The following is a 16,786-nucleotide window of genomic DNA, read 5'->3' as shown; positions in this document are numbered from 1 at the left end:
AAGGATAATTACTATTAATTACAATTAGAGTCTCCACTCAAAATATCTGCACTTCACCCTTTACTTATTACGTAACCTACTATTAATAAAGACAGGATAATTTAATTATTAAATTGAATAGATTACGTAAATATAAAAAGGTGCGTGATACTGAAAATGAAAATTCAAAAACAATGGATTCAAGAAGATAGTGATTACATAAGTGAGAAAGTAATTGAATATAACCAAAAACATCTTTCAAATGAAGAGAAAACACCTTCAGAAAAGGTAAGTTTTATAGTAAGGAATGAAAAAGAAGAAATAATCGGAGGGGTAACAGCGATAACTTTTTGGCATCACTTGCATATTGACTTTCTGTGGGTGTCTGAAGAATATAGACACGAAGGCTATGGCAGCAAATTAATGAAACTTATTGAAGAATTTGCAATCGAAAAAGAATGTCGGCTTATAAACTTAGACACTTTTAGTTTCCAAGCTCCAAACTTTTATAAAAAACATGGATACAAAGTGATCGGAGTCAGTAAAGATCATCCTAAAGGACATCATCACTATTATTTAGAAAAAAGGTTGTAAAAAACATATTAAATTTATAGTTGCTATTGCTTGGTATTTTTTAACCGAATCGATTTTTTAACATTTAGTGGATGTGTTTTGATTATTCTTTTTCAAAACATGTTCTTTTTCTTTTTTGTGAATAAAAACCATTTAATGATAGAATGAAATAAAGACAGAAAATTCGTATCATTGAAGGGGATTAAATATGAAAAAGGTGAATGTTACATACGCGCTGTTATACAATGAAACTCACGAAAAGCTTTTAATGGTTAAAAACAAAGGGGAAAATGGCTCTTATTACACTTTACCAGGTGGAGCAGTTAAATTAGGTGAAACGTTAGAAGAGGCAACAGTTCGTGAAGTAAAAGAAGAAACTGGACTAGATATATCCGTAAAAGGGGTTTGTTCCATTAGTGAAGCGTTTTTTGAGGAAAGGGGACATCATGCAATCTTCTTTAATTTTTTAGGAGAAATAATCGGAGGGGAAATCTGTATATCAAGACCAAAAGAAATTGAAGAAATTATCTGGATGGAATTACATAAAGCAGAACCTTATTTACGTATACCAGAACACTTAAAAAGCCTTTTACAAAAGAAAGAAACAGTTCCTTATATTTTTAATGGAACTATTATTCATCAATCTTCATAAAGATAGTATTTCATTTAAGGCGGGGGAAAAATGGAGTTTATCGTTAATCACAAACAATTTACACAAGCTCTTTCAGAAGTAAGTAAAGCTATCTCAACAAAAAATTTAATTCCTATATTATCCGGAATAAAAATAACAGCAGATCCATCCGGAATTACTTTAATCGCAAGTAATTCGAATATTTTCATTGAAAAATTTATACCTATTTCAATTGAAGACGAACAAATTGCAACTATTTTAAAAGCAGGGAGTATTGTTGTACCAGCAAAGTATTTCATTGAAATTATTAAGAAAATGCCAAGTGAGATTTTAATAAAAAGTATGAATGAGCAGTTGATTACAATCCAATCTGATGAAATTACTTTAAACTTAAATGGATTCTCGGCGAACGAATTTCCGAATGTACCATTTATAGACGATCATGCAGAAATACAAGTAGAAATGGAACAGTTGATTGAAGTATTTAAACAAACTGTCTTTGCAGCTGCTAAAAATGAATCTAGACCCGTTCTTACTGGCGTACATTTCGTTATTGATCATAACAAATTAATTTGTGCTGCTACTGATTCTCATAGACTGGCTTTACGTGAAATACCCATTTCTTCACATGCGGAATTAAATTGTATTGTACCAAGTTCCACTATTAGTGAACTACTAAAATTAATGAACAGTAATTCAAATTTAGTATACATATATCTTTCAGAGAGTCATATTATTTTTAAATTCGGTACAATTACGTTGTATTCAAGGCTTATTGAAGGGAAATATCCTAATATATCTGGCTTAATTCCAAATGAATCCCAAACGGTTATTAATATAGATAGAAAACAGATTTTACAAGGTGTAGAACGGTCAAGTTTATTAGCTAGTGAATGGGCAAACAACAACGTTAACTTAGAGATCATCGACGAATTCACAATACAAATCTCTTCTAATGCTTCTCAGATTGGTAAAATATCCGAGACACAACAAATAGATACTATTCACGGTGAAAAGCAATTAAATATATCTTTTGATGGACGATATATGGTCGATACTTTAAAAGCAATAAAAGAAGATAGAGTTACTTTAAGTTTTGGTGGTTCTATGAGACCTATTTTAATTGAATCAGGTGAACAATCTGCAGCAGTATATTTAATATCACCTGTTAGAACTTCTTAAGAACAAAGGAATGAATTAAAAAATGTACAAGCATACTTTATGTTTTATAAAAAGAAATGAAGAAATACTTATGCTAAATAGAGAATATGATCCTGTAAAAGGATTATGGAACGGTGTAGGAGGGAAGATAGAAAATGGAGAAACACCGTTAGAAAATGCAATTCGTGAAATAAAAGAAGAAACAAATATAGATGTGGAACAAAATCAAATTCAATTTAAAGGCATTATTAAATGGGAAGATTCCTCATATTCTGGTGGCATATATGTCTATCTAGTTGAGCTACTTAATGAATTTACATATCACACTCCAAAAAAAGTCTCAGAAGGAATTCTAGATTGGAAAGAGGTATCTTGGATTTTAAGTGACTATAATTACGGCGTAGGAGAGATGATACCTAAATTTTTGACTGAAGTACTTTATAATGAATTAATATTAGAACACTCTTGCATTTTATCAAATCATAAATTAGTAGAGTATAAAAATAAAGAATTAGCTAAGCAGACGACCCCAATAGATTCAATACATAAATTAGTGCAAGCAGTAACAGAAAATAGCTAATGTAGTCGAAGTGAAACTAAAGATAAAATTTAACGTGAGGGTGAGTATTATGAAGAAAATAATCGCTTTACTCTTAGGTATCGTTCTAATTATTTTCGCTTTTTTTCATTACAATAAAGAAAGTTCAGTTCAAAATGATAAATTGTTCGTTGAGGACTTTAAAGGTAAAAATGATTCATATAAAATTCAAGCAGCCATTAATAAAGCAGAATCAAGTAAAATTAAAACGGTTTTGCTCGATGATAAAAAATATAAAGTCACTTCACCAATCATCGTTAAGCAAGGTGTTAAATTATTATTCGGTTATGGTACACAATTTGTTGTTGAGGGAAACTTTAGGGTATTGGAACTAGAAAAAAATGCTTCGATTGAAGGAGCGTACATAGCTATCAATGATCCTAAATTTAATTCTGAAGTTATATATTTAGATGGTAAAAATAAGTATTATAACACTTGGAACAAAACACAAATAAAAGATATAAATATTATAAATTGGGCCGAAACAAATAAAGGAACAGGAATTTCTTTATTCACTGGTGGAAAAGAAAATGAAATCTCCTTTATTAACTTCGATAACATTAAAGTAGCAGGAATGGAAACAGGGTTAAAATTAATAGCGAAAAAACCGAAATCTGGACATACCTGGATAAATGCCAACCGTTTTATGAACTTCTCTCTAGAGGATTGTGTGAATATGATTTATATGGATAGTAATTTAACTACACCAAATGAGATTAGCGGGAATCAATTTACAAATCTACAAATACAACCGTCAAGTAAAACAAAAAACATTTTAAGGGTAAGTGGACAGCATAACGAATTCAATGGAATGGTGTGGGATTTACAGAAAATTAATCACGAAAACGAACTCATTGAACTAACTGATAAGAGCATGAACACAACCATTGATATTACCTCTGTGCCGACAAGCAGAGTTTTAGATAGCGGGAAGGCAAATATAGTAAAGTAGTAATTAGGGGAGATTAGTATGTAATAGAAGGAGGAGCTCACGAAAAAAGGAAATCACTTATTTTGGGTATATATAACTAGTATCATTATAATGCCCTTAATTATTTACTTAGCATTGGCAGCCTCTAGCGAAAAAGATACCCTTACTCAACTAAAAAAAGCCCCCGGTATCCCATCTGCTATTCAAGATTCAAACGATATAGAAGACCCTACAGGATATTGGACAACAGAAAAGATGAAAAATGCAATTCCAGTAGATAAAACAAAGAATTTTAATAGATGAGTCATAAATGAATAAAAAGCGAACCATCAATATTTAATCGGTTCGCTTTTTATTATAATTATACTTCTCTCCACCAAGTTGACGTAGGATAACCTTTAGATTTTAACGTAATAGCTTCACCGATTTGTGGCGTTGCAATATTAACCCTTAAACGATTTGCTTCTTTCGTAACACGTTCAATAGGATCACTCCATTCATGTAATGCTAACGTAAAAGCACCCCAATGAATCGGAAGAAGTAATTCTCCTTTAACGTCAATATGAGCTTGTACGGTTTCTTCTGGCAAAATATGAATAGCAGACCATCTCGCATCATATTGTCCACATTCCATTAAAGTAAGATCAAACGGACCGTATTTATTACCAATCTCCTTAAAGTGCGGAGCATAGCCACTATCGCCACTAAAGAAAACCTTCGTTTCTTGACCAAGAATAAGCCATGAACACCATAAAGAACGATCTTTATCAGTCATACTTCGTCCGGAGAAATGCCTTGCAGGAGCGCAAACTAACTTAATATTATCAAACGTAATTTCATCCCACCAATTATGCTCACTAATTTTATTAGGTGAAACACCCCATTTAATAAGATAACGTGCAACTCCAGTCGGAACATAAAAATGCTTTGCACAATCTTTTAACTGCATAATACTTTTGTAATTTAAATGATCATAGTGATTATGCGAAATGATAATCGCATCAATTTCCTGAAGATCTTCACGTTCTAAAGAAAAAGCACCACTATAACGTTTACTATTAAAAACAGGGAACGGGGAAGAGGCATCTCCAAGCATAGGGTCTAATAACAGTTTTTTACCTTCTATTTTTAAAAGAGAAGCAGAATGGCCAAACCATGTAACACTCTCTAAAGATTCATTATCTTTATTTGATAAAACGATAGGTAAATGCTTTATAGGACGCAGCTTTGTTTTCATTTTAAAGTAATCAGTCATTAAACCTATAATATCTTTTGGTTTAAAACTCATATCAGTATGAATTTGATTTGTATATTTCTTTTTCATTAGTTCTCCTTTTTACGTTTAACAATATACGTATGTTGTTATTGTAGCTATTTGTAGTTTAAACTATATCATTTTACCTTTCATCTTAAATGCAGTACATTTCATTAATTTGACATATTTATTATTTATATATATAAAATGAGATTCATTCAGCAGCAGATAAAACCAATATGAAGTAAATGTAAATTATTTTAATTTAGTAAATTTCCTCTTATAAGCATCGAAGAACATACGTTTCGTTGTATGTTATAGAAGCAAATATGTCTCTAATTAACAAAAGGAAGGAGAGGATGTAAGTGCAAATAGAGAGAAAAAAGAAATCAAAATGTAAACTATCAAAATCTGAAATCATTCATCTGTATGCAGAAGGGAAGAGTAACTCAGAAATTGCTATGCTTGCTAACGTGTCTGCAAGGTATATTCGTATGGTTTTAAAAGACAATTACGTACCAAGGCGAGCTATAGGGAGCTGGAAGAGAAAGTATGACTTAAAAGAAGATTATTTTAAAACGTGGTCAAATAACATGGCTTATATTTTAGGGTTTATAGCAGCAGATGGTGTAATACAAAAAAAACCAATGTGTCAGTATCTCACAAAAAGAAAGTGCTATTTTAGAAGATATAAAAAAAGAACTACACACAAACCAACCACTTTACCAAAACAAAAAAACAGGTGTATACATGCTAAATATTAATAGCAAAACAATAAAAGACGACATTATGAACATACACGGAATCATGCCATGCAAATCATTTAACATTGAATTTCCTTTCGTACCAGAAGAATTTTTACATCATTTTGTTCGTGGGTATTTTGATGGAGATGGTTACGTCAATTATGAAGCTTATACAGTTAGTTATGAACTCTTTAAATCAAATACTACAAAATCACAATTTACCAGCCGATTTACTAGATCAAAATAAACATTATCGCGTCATTTTATCCGGAAGAAAATCAATATAACTATTTTCAAATTGGATTTATAAAGACAAAGATATTTATTTGCATAGAAAATATGAAGTATTTCAGAAAAAAAATCTAAGTTTAGACCAATTACAAGATCGAAAACTAAAACAAACTCAAACTGCCGTTAAACAAAGAAAACGAAATTTCCTTAAAGAATATATGAAAACTAAATGTAATGCTACAGCTGGTTCTAATTTAGAACTAAGCGAATCAACTTTTAAACGTTGGTTAAAAAATGATAATCAATTTAAAACAGAGTATGAACAACTTAATTTGACAAATCCAAATAGCATTAACTAAATTTAGAATTCTAGATAACCTTAGTATAGGTATTAGCTTAGCCATACGAAGGTTTTTAAATTGAAATCATAAAAGGATACTTATTTTTATTTATAGAACATAGTAAATACATAGATTTTACAATTAAATTACTAAAAAAGGAGGGATTTTAAAATGCTTGCTAATTATACTCCGGAAAAAATACTTAAAACAACTTATGAGACAAAAATGATTTCATAAGGTGACAATTATCCAACTTTAAAAATAAGCGGAACAAACCTTCAATATTTACTTGTAATGCTCCATCTGGGTATAAAATCAAATGCTATAAAAACAAAGCCAAATTGGACTAACGAGGAATTCGAAAAACAAATGCACGCATTAGAACTAGAAGGTTTATTGAAAAAAACAGAAGGGAGTTACTATCCAACATGTATGGTTATAACAGCTAATGAAGGAGAAAAGCAGTATAACCTATGTGAGCCTCTAATTAAACCTACACTTAACATAATTGAAAAGTATTCTAATCAAATTGGTTTTTATGGAAACACTCGATATACAACTTTGAATTTAATAACTGCGAATAAAGAAACGTTTGAAGAATATTTTCACGATGCTATTATCGATATAAATTATACGAAATAGCATCGTGAAAATTTTGTAGCAGCAGATAGACAAGTATAAAAATTCACAACCTGTTATCCCAGTGTTTACAGCCGCAGACTTATCTATACTTAACGAAATCGCGAACGCGATCAGTGAAGATTTGATTTTATTATATAAAGAAAATGAGAAGCCTTTAAAAGAATACTTTGCAAGCAGCAGATACTCAAAAGAAATAACTTACGAAGAATTTTTTATTTGGTGGTATCACTTTTTTCTATACAAAAGTAACTGAAGAATTAATACAAAAGGCGTAATTATAACAAGCGCTCAAAAAAATCAAACGTACATAATCTATTAAAAACTTTAAATTAAAGTGACTAATATACTTTTGCGTATGTAGCAGCTGAATGTATAGACAATAATTAGTAAATAGAGGATAATCCAAAATAAAAACCTAATATAAAGAAAAAAAGATATTAAAAGGAGAGAAGAGCCATGCAAAAGAAATTTATCAATCCAGAAACAATGCCAGCAACTTTCGGATATTCTCATATAGTCGAGGTCAATAACGCTAAACGAACAATTTACATATCTGGACAAGTAGCGATCAATACTGATGGTCAAATAGTTGGCATTGATGATTTAGCTACACAAACGCGACAAGTATTCGAAAATATTAAAAGTGCATTAGAAACTTCGGAATTAAAATTTAATGATGTAGTAAAATTAACATTTTTCTTAACAGATATTTCTCAAATGGCCATCGTTAGAGATATACAAGACCAATACATCGATACTAACAATCCACCAGCAAGTTCAGCTGTAGAAGTTAGAAAGTTAATTAACGATAACTTATTAATTGAAATCGAAGCAATTGCTGTAGCAAACTAATTTTAAAAACTTGTTATTAAATCATATCCATACAATTCGTTTAATGCGTTTATTTTAAACGAATTGTATTTCTTATTGTCTTAAATATCATTTATATCTGGAGACATTATCATCAACAACTTATAAAACAAAAACAAATAACCACACAATCCATCACACAGAATGAATCCCAAGAAAAGGGGAGCCCAATAACAATAACTAACATATAATAAGTTTATTATTTTTAATTAGTTAACATAATATATATTATAGGCAGTTACTGAAACAAAGTAATCTCAGGTATCAAAAACCAAGTAAACTATACTTAATGAGACGAAACGGAGATTTTTAATGAGATTTACACAAAGTCTTATCTAAATGAATTTCTACAGTTTATATCGTCTATTTTTATATCAATGAATCACAGCATATTTAAATCGATTATCGATGTATCATTTAGCGACTCAAAAATATTTTTGATCAGCAATAAATTTTTATGCGAAATAATTTTTCTATACAAAATCTAGATTATAAATTTCATTTTATGTTTTACTGTATCGATTTATTGCTAATTACATACACTTTATAATTTTATATTTTCTTGTTGTTATTTTTTGTATTTATACTTGACTTTTATTGCACATATCATTTCGCACTCTAGTTAACATAATGTTTATTTTTAACATAAAAAAATCCTCCTCACCTTCAGGAAGATTTTTAGTTTGCTATTATTTATATCTTTTAGTAACAATCCCAATTGTATATAACGTTAGAAAAATCTAAGTTTAATAAATCTTCCTTGCGTATAAAGAAATTAGCAACACCAGAATCTCCCCACATAATATTTAATAAATTGTCTGTATCGATTTGCAACAATAATATATCATGTTGTTGGTATTTTTCTTCCCATTCCCTCGGATCTGTCTGTGTGAAAAACGGATAGCCACCAATTTTATGCCCGTAATTTTCACATAAATCATCATATAGTTCGCCTAATTCTGTTTCATTTTCTTCATCAACGATTTCTCCCCAATCAATGATATCACTAAAAATCTTTTCAAATCGATAATCTCTTGATGTTACTGGTTGGTAATCCAATTCAAATTTTAGTTTAGCTGCTTCAGGTATGATAAAATGCTCTAAAGCTAAAGTATTTAAATAATTAAAATCAGTAATAACCTTAGTTAAATCTGCCGTTATTGTAGAATGATAAATAATTCGAAAGTCGTTTTGGCTTGTTGGATGATCGAGATCTATTCCAAAAAGCTCATCATCAGCACTTACGAAAAATTGTAACAGTCCGTTTTGAGGCATGGATTCAATATGCGGCATTTCTTCAAAATTCAACTGCGCAAGTAACATCATAGGTTGTCCGTTTGAGTCTTTAGGATGCTCTTGATTTATAGGTAAATACGGATAACCGCCAAACTTACTTTCAAAAAGAGTTGTCTCTGCTAGCGTTCCAGACACTTTAATATACGGTTTTACACTTTCTTCTAAACTTGTTCGATACTGTTCTAGTTCTTTCGGTAATTGAAGCTGATATGTATTCTTCATCACATTTACCTCCCTTTAATAATGAATTGAAAATGCCTTACTTAATTATATAGCATGAGATAGCTTAATTAAAAATTGTTAAAAATCCGTTTTCACCCTTGTTTTTTGCGCACTTGGTGGACAAATTAAATTATGTTCTAAAACCTTTTTATTAATAGTTCGAATTAAATCCGCTGCTTCTGTAATATTTGTATTTTCTTTTAGTCTTTCTTTTAAATCATCAATTTCCTTTGAAATTTCAATCCACCTAGGTAAAACATGATTATTTTTCAAAGTTCTATACAATTGCTTTTCAGGATTGTACGAAAGGTCTTTATCAAGATTAAGAGGTTTCCCTTTACCGGGTAAATTATCAAAAGACCCTTTCTTTTCTGCTTCTTTAACGATAGAACTAATATGATCCTCATACGTATAGGACCAAACTTTCTCATCTTTTACTAAAATCTCTTGTTTTTTAAGGTTTTTATCTAGTTCATCTTGATTCATAGATTCATTCCCCTTTTCATTTTTTAGCGTTGTTTTTGTATGTTTCAATGCTATCAATCCATCAAATAACTTTTCTCGCCACCACACACTGTCATGTCCGCCTTGAAACTCTTCATAAGTAATTTGGTACTCTTTTTCTTTTAAAGCTTTGTACAGGCTCCTATTAGCCGTTAAAAGAGGTTTGTTTTCGAGTTCTCCTGCTGCTATGTAAAAATGAGGTTGACTCGTATTGGAATTTATAGATGAAATTTGATTTTCAATCCAAGGAATTTTATTTTCATAGGCATCCTTTTTCCAATGCACGGATCCAGACATTGACAACACGTTCCCGAAAATGTGTGGATTTTGAAGCGCTGCATAAAAAGCTGCTAAGCCACCAAGACTGAAACCAGCAATTGTTGTATGTTTGGCTTCTTGATGCACTCGATACTTCGCCTGGATCCACGGAAGTAATTCCTCCGTTAAAAACGCATTCATTTTATCGTTATAAGTTAGTTCTTCTAGCCGATTAACTGGTTCTATAGCAACAGCAATACAAGAAGGGTTTTTTTTTGCGTGAATTAAATAATTGAGTGTTCTTTCGATTGAAAAGTTATTAATGAATGAATTCCCATCAAACACAATGAGAAGTTCTTGAAGATGTGAAGTGTGAGAATAATCATGAGGCGTATAAATATGAATTCTACGTGTGTTATTTAAAATCGTACTATGAAAAGAATGTGTTTCAATTTTTCCAGATGGATAATGATTTGAAGGGAAACGACTGCTATACTGCACTTTCATCCCTATGCTTAACACAGACGCTCTATTAGCACCTTCTCCAAATGTATTTCCATTAAATTGGTCTAGTTGGTACTGTTCACTACGCTTTATCCAATCATTTTCGAAAACATCGTTTACTGAAAAATAGTACGTTGAAATAAAACTCTTATCCGTCCTAAACGTTTGATACCAAATATCTGTCTGTAACAATCGTTTTAATTGATTTACAGACAGATCCCAACCAGGAAAACTGCCGAATACATAAACGGTTTCAGTTTTTCGATCCCCTAACCAAATATACGTTATAAGACTATACTGACTATCTACAGGACATTGTTCTATTAGTGGCGTATTATTCGACTTTATTTCATGCAAAAAAGTATACAAAGCTTTCTCGTTTCCATTCTTTAATTGATTATTAAGCTCCTCTAACTTAGGACTAGTTATTGAAGTCACCCATCTTCCTCCTTTGTATTTCTTTCTTTTCACTAGATTGCTTTTATAAAATTAGAATTTGGATGTTATGTATTTAGGTGAGTCATTCACTAGAAAGTTTATCAATTGCCTGAATAGAAAGTTCTAACGCTTTGATCCTCCTTGTTAAAAGCGTTCTTTGTGGACTACCAGCCTTAGACTTATCATAGGCCCTCTCGATTGATGGAAGCAAACCAGCAAGGATATTACGAGCTTCTGCTAACTCTTCATGGCTATACAGGTGACTTTCTTGGTTCCATACTTTTTCTAGCACTGCTAACCCTACGCACACAGCTTTAAGTCGTTTTTTCACTAATGTAGTATTTGCACCTTTTTGAGTCATTTGTGATAGTGCATTTTCAAGTTTACGGATTGTTGACTGTAAAGATTTTATTGATTCCAATTTATCTATAGTTGATACGTTTTCCATGTTAATGTTGTCCCTTCTCACTTATTTTGTTTAATGTTTGATAAAATAAGTACTTGATTTCACTCGAAATATTTTAACATAATTAACTAAATATATTCGAGTTGGACAATAAATTAATGGAAAACGGTCACTAAACATCTCTCCCTCCCTTACATCATTCTATATGTACTTCTTTCTTCGTATTAGAATTCCTATATAAACAAGTTGTTAATATTGTATATTTTATGAACAAAAAACGTACAAGTAATGTAACCTGTACGCTTTCACTTTTATTCAGTAAGGTAATAAAGTAATAGTTTCCGGACCTTCTCATAATTCATGAAATCTCTATACAAAATGGGATACTTCACAATTTCTGTTTCTAGAAAACGATATTGTGGAAACCATTCGAAAAACGATTTTCGTAGCCATTTTATTTGCTCAAACGAAATCTCCTTTTCATTTTCATTTTCATTAAGTACGTAACTTAAAGTCCCTGCTGTATGCATACAATAATAATTTAAATCAGCACTTATACAATCATCTTCTGTAAACATATTTTTATGATCTTTCCGTATTTTTCGAATATCACAATTCGGAAATGGTTTATATAGAGGACTATGCATTTTCTGCAATTCATTAAACATAACTTGTTTTCCTAACTTCAAATACCCACCCCTTTATTTCTCTATCCAATTTAATAAGTTTTCATAATGATATTGAGCATCTTTATAACCTAGATTATATAAATTAACGAGTTTTTCCTTGTCTCTTTCTATTCCGCTTATAGGAAGTTGTACACTTGGTTGAATTACATAAAAATTATCTTTTTGTTCTTTTTGACTCATATAAGATATCGTTTCATTATAAAAGCGATAATGTTCTACTAAAGTCTCTGCGATTTTCGGATATTTTCTATATAAAATTTTAGCCAATCCAGAAAATTTATTCCGCTGCTTCTCGTATCCATCCGGCTTTGTCATAATAACAACATTCTTTTGGTAACCATCATTTTGCGCTTTTAATACTGGAATAGGATCTATAATCCCTCCATCTAACAATTTTCGATTATCATAATCTACAGCAGGTGCTATAAACGGAACAGAGCTTGATGCACGAATAATTTTTAAAATATCATTTCCGTGTTCTGTTTTATTATAATAAACTGCTTGTCCTGATTCGCAATCAGTCGTTCCGATTACAAACTGTTCATTTGAATTTAGGAAAGTTTGAAAATCAAACGGTACAATTTTGTTTGGTACTTCATCGAATAAAAAATCCATTCCAAATAACTCACGTTTTCTAATTAAATTTCGATAAGATATATACCTGTGATCTGCTACTAGCTCTGTATTCACTTTCTTATTTCTTCCTTTTTGACGTGACAAATATGTTGCTCCCATACATGCTCCAGCGGATACACCGACTACATACGGAAAGAATAAATCCCTTTCCATAAAATACTCAAGTACTCCTGCAGTATATAATCCTTTCATCCCGCCGCCTTCTAATACTAAACCGATATTCTTCATGCTATATCCCTCTGCTTCTTTTTTCTTAATTTCATATTAGCACAAGATATTAAGATGAGGTTATATAAACTAATTACAACAATAACCAAAAACTACTAAAGTAATGTCATAATATCTTTGTGAGTAACATGTTACAATATAAGTAATTCATTCCACATATATTAAAGGAGGAATTTAATATGGGTTTATTTAGCGGTATTTTAGGAAATGCATCAAATATGAGTTCTGAAAGTGTAGAACGTGATTTAGAGAAGATTATGCTAGACGATGAAAAAGTAGAGCATGCTTATAAATTAATTCGTGATCTAATCGTATTTACAAATCGTCGTCTTATTTTAGTAGATAAACAAGGAGTAACTGGCAAAAAAACAGAATACCATTCTATTCCTTATAAAAGTATTACACAATATAGCATCGAAACGGCTGGACATTTTGATTTGGATGCAGAACTTAAAATTTGGGTGTCTAGTATGGAGGATCCAATTACGAAAGAATTTAAAGGTGACGATAGTATTTTAAGCATTCAAAAAGCGTTAGTAACATTTACGACAAAGTAGTAGTTTTTGTATTTTTATTCATTTTCCAAATTACTAACCCGAGTATTTTGGGAGAATATACATTATTTTTGTATATTTAATCTGAATTAACATAAAAAGGTAAAGCGTATTTTATATGCTTTACCTTTCTTTTTTGTAATAAATAAGTGTAGTTTTATCATTTAATTTCTTTATAACTTCTGTTCTTTTATACCCCATCTTTTCATACAAAAAACAATTTTTCTCTTCTTCTAAAATAGTAGCCAGTTCCCAGCTCGTTGCTTCAGGAAACATTTCCTCAATTAATGTAAGTACCTTTTGAGCAATTCCTTTTCCTTGATGACTCGGGTGAATAAACATTGGACTGATCCAAAATTTAGAGGGTGTTTCTTTTTGTGAAATACATATCGCTCCAACAAGATTCATAGCCACTATTATTTTATAGAAGCCACTGTCTACATGATTTATTCTATAAATAGTTTTTTCGATAGTTTCATTTGCTGGATTTGTTTCATAGTCTTTATATGTATTTAATAAAAGGCTAAATGAGTCTATTTGCATTTGAAATATAACTTCTGCATCAGCTTCTGTCGCCTTCTCTAATATAATCTCCATATTACCAATTTAGACGCTTTCTTAAAGAAGTAATATGAGCTGTATGATGACGACCGTGCCAGGCGTATAGTCCAATTGCAACAGCCAATTTTGTTTCACCAGATTCAGGATGATTAAATGTCTTTTCTAAATCAGTAGGTTCTAATGAATATAAAAGGTTAACCCATCTTTTATGTAATGAATCTAGCATTACTAGTGAAACATCTACCGGTAATTTCGAATCAGGCAATTCTGCCCACTTTTCTTCTTTATACGGTTTAATAGTTGGATTCTTTTCTGTCAGTGCTAATTTAAAGCGTATGTAGCTATTCATATGGCTATCAACAACGTGATGAACAACTTGACGGACAGTCCATCCTCCAACGCGATACGGTGTATCTAACTGCTTCTGATCTAAATCTTTAATTGCCTTAGTTAGTTCATTAGGTAAATCTTCAATTTCTTGAATCCATGTATCAATCATTTCTTCAGTTATAGGACGTTTGTATGTAAATTGGCCAATTGGATAACGTAAATCATTCATGAATAAGTCCCCCTTATTATAAGCGCGAAGTATTTCTCCAAATATAATGTACAAACTTCACATGTTCTCCATTTAATTCTACAGATGTTGTATCTGATTCGTTTTGATAAGAAGAAAATCCGCTTTTTTCTAGTACAATTTGTGATGCGAGATTATTAGTCGTTGTTTTAGCATGAACCCTATTAATTTCATTGTTTTTCGCTACGTCTAAAATTAATTTTACGGCTGCTGTTGCAACTCCTTTTTTAGTAAATTTTTCTCCGACCCGATACCCTAGCGAACTAATTCGAGTTTCTGTATCTATATCTACTAAATTTATTCGTCCTACAATTTCTTTTTCTTCATTACGAATTAAATAAAAATAAGAATCTCCATCCGCCTGTTCTATTAATAAATCGTCTGGTAGTTTTTGGAAATATTCAAATTCAAAATATTTCGAGCCACGATTTGGTACCATTGTTTCAAAAAAAGATTTATTCGTAAGTTCAAACGTAAATAAATCCTTAGCGTCTTGTTTCTTTAGTTGCTCTATGTATATTTCCATCCTGTATTCTCCTTCTTGATTTACTAACTGTTATACATTCTTTTCTAATCAATTATATTCCTGCTATTTCTTTCGATTAAGTAATACAGCTAGTAGCACTTTCGGATGAAAAAGATGAAATGGACTACGAATTAAATTCATCACTCGTACTAACCGAATATAAACATCAGAATCACTTGCGGATAGTCGATATATTTGTTTCGTATACCACAGCTGAAATTTTTGTTTCGTAGTTAATTCTCTCTTTAGTTGCGGGTGACGTGATATTTCCGTTGTCGTCATATCCCAAGGGGTTTCTATTATGTTAGCTGCCTTTTTATAAAATTGTTGTGTAAATGTTTTATCAAGTTGTTTTCTACCTTGCAGAAGTAATTGCAACTGGTGAGATTCCATAGCAGCAACTGAAACACCTTGACCGAAAACGGGATCAAAACGACATTGCGCATCTCCAACTACTAACAACCCTTCTGGTACATTGCTAACTAAATCAAATCGCCGACGTACTTGATAAGGAATTTTGTATGTCTTTATATCAGTAATCCCCTCAGCTTTGTTTAGAAACTTTGTTACATTAGGGATTGATAGATTTTCAGCAAAATCATAAAACTCATCATCTGTTTGTGGTGCTTTCTCATTTGCATATCCACTGAAGGTAACAAAATAACGATTATCTTCAATCGTTTGAATAAGAACGCCATAAGGGTTTTCAGGGAAACTTGGAGACATTAACATATTACAACAGTCTAACTCCTCATTTTCTTTAAGTTTGAACATTTTCGTTGCGTAAAATAAATCAATACGAACTTTCTCTTCTTTTACTTCAATTTCGTATTCTCGTAGCCACTCTATACTTTTCGACCCAAATCCACTCGCATCAATTACAATATCTGCATAAACTTCTTCTTGCATGCCTGCCTCTAAATATTTAACTTTTACTCCACACACTTTGTTAAGCTTTCCATCTACTAATAACCCTTTAACCAATGTTTCATATTTAATAGTAATATTTGAAATTTGATCAATTCGTTTTTGAATATGCCATTCTAGCAAAGAACGACTTTGTTGAATCATATGTACTTCCCCTATAAACGGTTGTTTCCATAGACCAAATTGATGCCATTTCAAATCACGCGTAAAGTTATTTATGATACTGCCCGCTTCTATTAATTCATTCGTAATAGTAGGAAACAATTCTTCAATTGCTTTTTCTCCACCTTTTAATAACACGTGAGGATGATTGCTTTGTGGAACTCTTTTTCTTGAAGCTTTTCCATCCCATTTTTCACCGACTTCTAAAATGATTACTTCTTTAAAAGAAGTTGATAATGCTTTTGCTGCAAACTTTCCCGCCATACTTCCACCAATAACAATAGCCTTATTAAACATATTTTCCCCCTTAATGAAAAGAGATCCTGCCTTGTATGAATGA

The 16,786-nt window shown here is 31.2% G+C and carries 17 protein-coding genes and 3 pseudogenes; 10 read left to right on the top strand and 10 right to left on the bottom strand.

The annotated features are described in order from the left end of the window. The first annotated feature begins 156 nt into the window (after positions 1-156). The 6 genes from BAU27_RS27335 to BAU27_RS32665 all read left to right on the top strand — a co-directional run bounded on the left by BAU27_RS27335 (position 157) and on the right by BAU27_RS32665 (position 4,176). Positions 157-573 carry a GNAT family N-acetyltransferase gene (locus BAU27_RS27335; RefSeq protein ID WP_071746048.1) on the top strand — a complete coding sequence of 139 codons (417 nt, stop codon included), beginning with the start codon at positions 157-159 and terminating at the stop codon, positions 571-573. 187 nt (positions 574-760) lie between these two features. Then, a complete protein-coding gene (locus BAU27_RS27330) occupies positions 761-1,204 on the top strand; it encodes an NUDIX hydrolase (RefSeq protein ID WP_071772614.1) in 444 nt (147 codons plus the stop codon). Between the two features lie 30 nt (positions 1,205-1,234). Beyond that, positions 1,235-2,365, top strand: a complete 1,131-nt coding sequence (gene dnaN, locus BAU27_RS27325) for a DNA polymerase III subunit beta (RefSeq protein WP_071772613.1) — start codon at positions 1,235-1,237, stop codon at positions 2,363-2,365. Positions 2,366-2,387: 22 nt separating this feature from the next. Beyond that, positions 2,388-2,924: an NUDIX hydrolase gene (locus tag BAU27_RS27320; protein ID WP_071772612.1), complete on the top strand. Its 537-nt coding sequence runs from the start codon at positions 2,388-2,390 to the stop codon at positions 2,922-2,924. A 49-nt stretch (positions 2,925-2,973) separates the two neighbouring features. Further along, the gene (locus BAU27_RS27315) at positions 2,974-3,894 is read left to right on the top strand and encodes a hypothetical protein (RefSeq protein WP_071772611.1); all 921 of its coding nucleotides are present in this window, start codon (positions 2,974-2,976) and stop codon (positions 3,892-3,894) included. Positions 3,895-3,984: 90 nt separating this feature from the next. Beyond that, positions 3,985-4,176: a hypothetical protein gene (locus tag BAU27_RS32665; protein WP_071772610.1), complete on the top strand. Its 192-nt coding sequence runs from the start codon at positions 3,985-3,987 to the stop codon at positions 4,174-4,176. 58 nt (positions 4,177-4,234) lie between these two features. On the opposite strand, the gene BAU27_RS27305 is transcribed toward BAU27_RS32665, so the two are convergent. Beyond that, positions 4,235-5,197, bottom strand: coding sequence for an MBL fold metallo-hydrolase (locus BAU27_RS27305; protein WP_071772609.1), 963 nt, complete (start codon positions 5,195-5,197; stop codon positions 4,235-4,237). Positions 5,198-5,493: 296 nt separating this feature from the next. Between BAU27_RS27305 and BAU27_RS33080 the strand changes: the two are divergent. From BAU27_RS33080 to BAU27_RS27290, 3 genes and pseudogenes are all read left to right on the top strand, one after another. Then, a pseudogene (locus BAU27_RS33080) lies at positions 5,494-6,464 on the top strand (LAGLIDADG family homing endonuclease). 276 nt (positions 6,465-6,740) lie between these two features. Then, positions 6,741-7,407, top strand: a pseudogene (locus BAU27_RS33075) (hypothetical protein). Positions 7,408-7,544: 137 nt separating this feature from the next. After that, positions 7,545-7,940 (top strand): RidA family protein, encoded by a 396-nt coding sequence (locus tag BAU27_RS27290; RefSeq protein ID WP_071772608.1) that lies wholly within the window; start codon positions 7,545-7,547, stop codon positions 7,938-7,940. 720 nt (positions 7,941-8,660) lie between these two features. Here BAU27_RS27290 and BAU27_RS27285 read toward each other — a convergent pair. From BAU27_RS27285 to BAU27_RS27260, 5 genes are all read right to left on the bottom strand, one after another. Next, a complete protein-coding gene (locus BAU27_RS27285; RefSeq protein WP_071746041.1) occupies positions 8,661-9,476 on the bottom strand; it encodes a YwqG family protein in 816 nt (271 codons plus the stop codon). Positions 9,477-9,554: 78 nt separating this feature from the next. Further along, positions 9,555-11,180: a DnaJ family domain-containing protein gene (locus BAU27_RS27275; RefSeq protein WP_139254694.1), complete on the bottom strand. Its 1,626-nt coding sequence runs from the start codon at positions 11,178-11,180 to the stop codon at positions 9,555-9,557. Between the two features lie 82 nt (positions 11,181-11,262). After that, complete coding sequence (locus BAU27_RS27270; protein WP_071746040.1) at positions 11,263-11,628, bottom strand: hypothetical protein; 366 nt, start codon at positions 11,626-11,628, stop codon at positions 11,263-11,265. 269 nt (positions 11,629-11,897) lie between these two features. Further along, positions 11,898-12,275: a YxiJ-like family protein gene (locus tag BAU27_RS27265; protein WP_071772607.1), complete on the bottom strand. Its 378-nt coding sequence runs from the start codon at positions 12,273-12,275 to the stop codon at positions 11,898-11,900. 12 nt (positions 12,276-12,287) lie between these two features. Further along, entirely contained in the window at positions 12,288-13,139 is an 852-nt protein-coding gene (locus BAU27_RS27260; protein ID WP_071746038.1) for a patatin-like phospholipase family protein, read from the bottom strand. Between the two features lie 179 nt (positions 13,140-13,318). Between BAU27_RS27260 and BAU27_RS27255 the strand changes: the two genes are divergently transcribed. Beyond that, on the top strand, positions 13,319-13,696 hold the full coding sequence (locus tag BAU27_RS27255) for a PH domain-containing protein (protein ID WP_071772606.1): 378 nt from the start codon (positions 13,319-13,321) through the stop codon (positions 13,694-13,696). Between the two features lie 120 nt (positions 13,697-13,816). On the opposite strand, the pseudogene BAU27_RS27250 reads toward BAU27_RS27255, so the two are convergent. The 4 genes and pseudogenes from BAU27_RS27250 to BAU27_RS27235 all read right to left on the bottom strand — a co-directional run. After that, positions 13,817-14,290 (bottom strand): annotated as a pseudogene (locus BAU27_RS27250) (GNAT family N-acetyltransferase); the annotation flags it as partial. A gap of 1 nt (position 14,291) precedes the next feature. Continuing rightward, positions 14,292-14,813, bottom strand: a complete 522-nt coding sequence (locus BAU27_RS27245; RefSeq protein WP_071746036.1) for a YfiT family bacillithiol transferase — start codon at positions 14,811-14,813, stop codon at positions 14,292-14,294. 16 nt (positions 14,814-14,829) lie between these two features. Continuing rightward, complete coding sequence (locus BAU27_RS27240; RefSeq protein WP_071772605.1) at positions 14,830-15,357, bottom strand: GNAT family N-acetyltransferase; 528 nt, start codon at positions 15,355-15,357, stop codon at positions 14,830-14,832. A 63-nt stretch (positions 15,358-15,420) separates the two neighbouring features. Continuing rightward, entirely contained in the window at positions 15,421-16,743 is a 1,323-nt protein-coding gene (locus BAU27_RS27235; protein WP_071772604.1) for an FAD-dependent oxidoreductase, read from the bottom strand. Positions 16,744-16,786 lie beyond the last annotated feature (43 nt).

Source organism: Bacillus sp. NH11B (assembly GCF_001884205.1).
GTDB classification, from domain to species: Bacteria; Bacillota; Bacilli; order Bacillales; family Bacillaceae_G; genus Bacillus_A; species Bacillus_A proteolyticus.
Note: the sequence above shows the minus strand (reverse complement) of the source record. Positions and strands in the feature narration are given on the sequence as shown.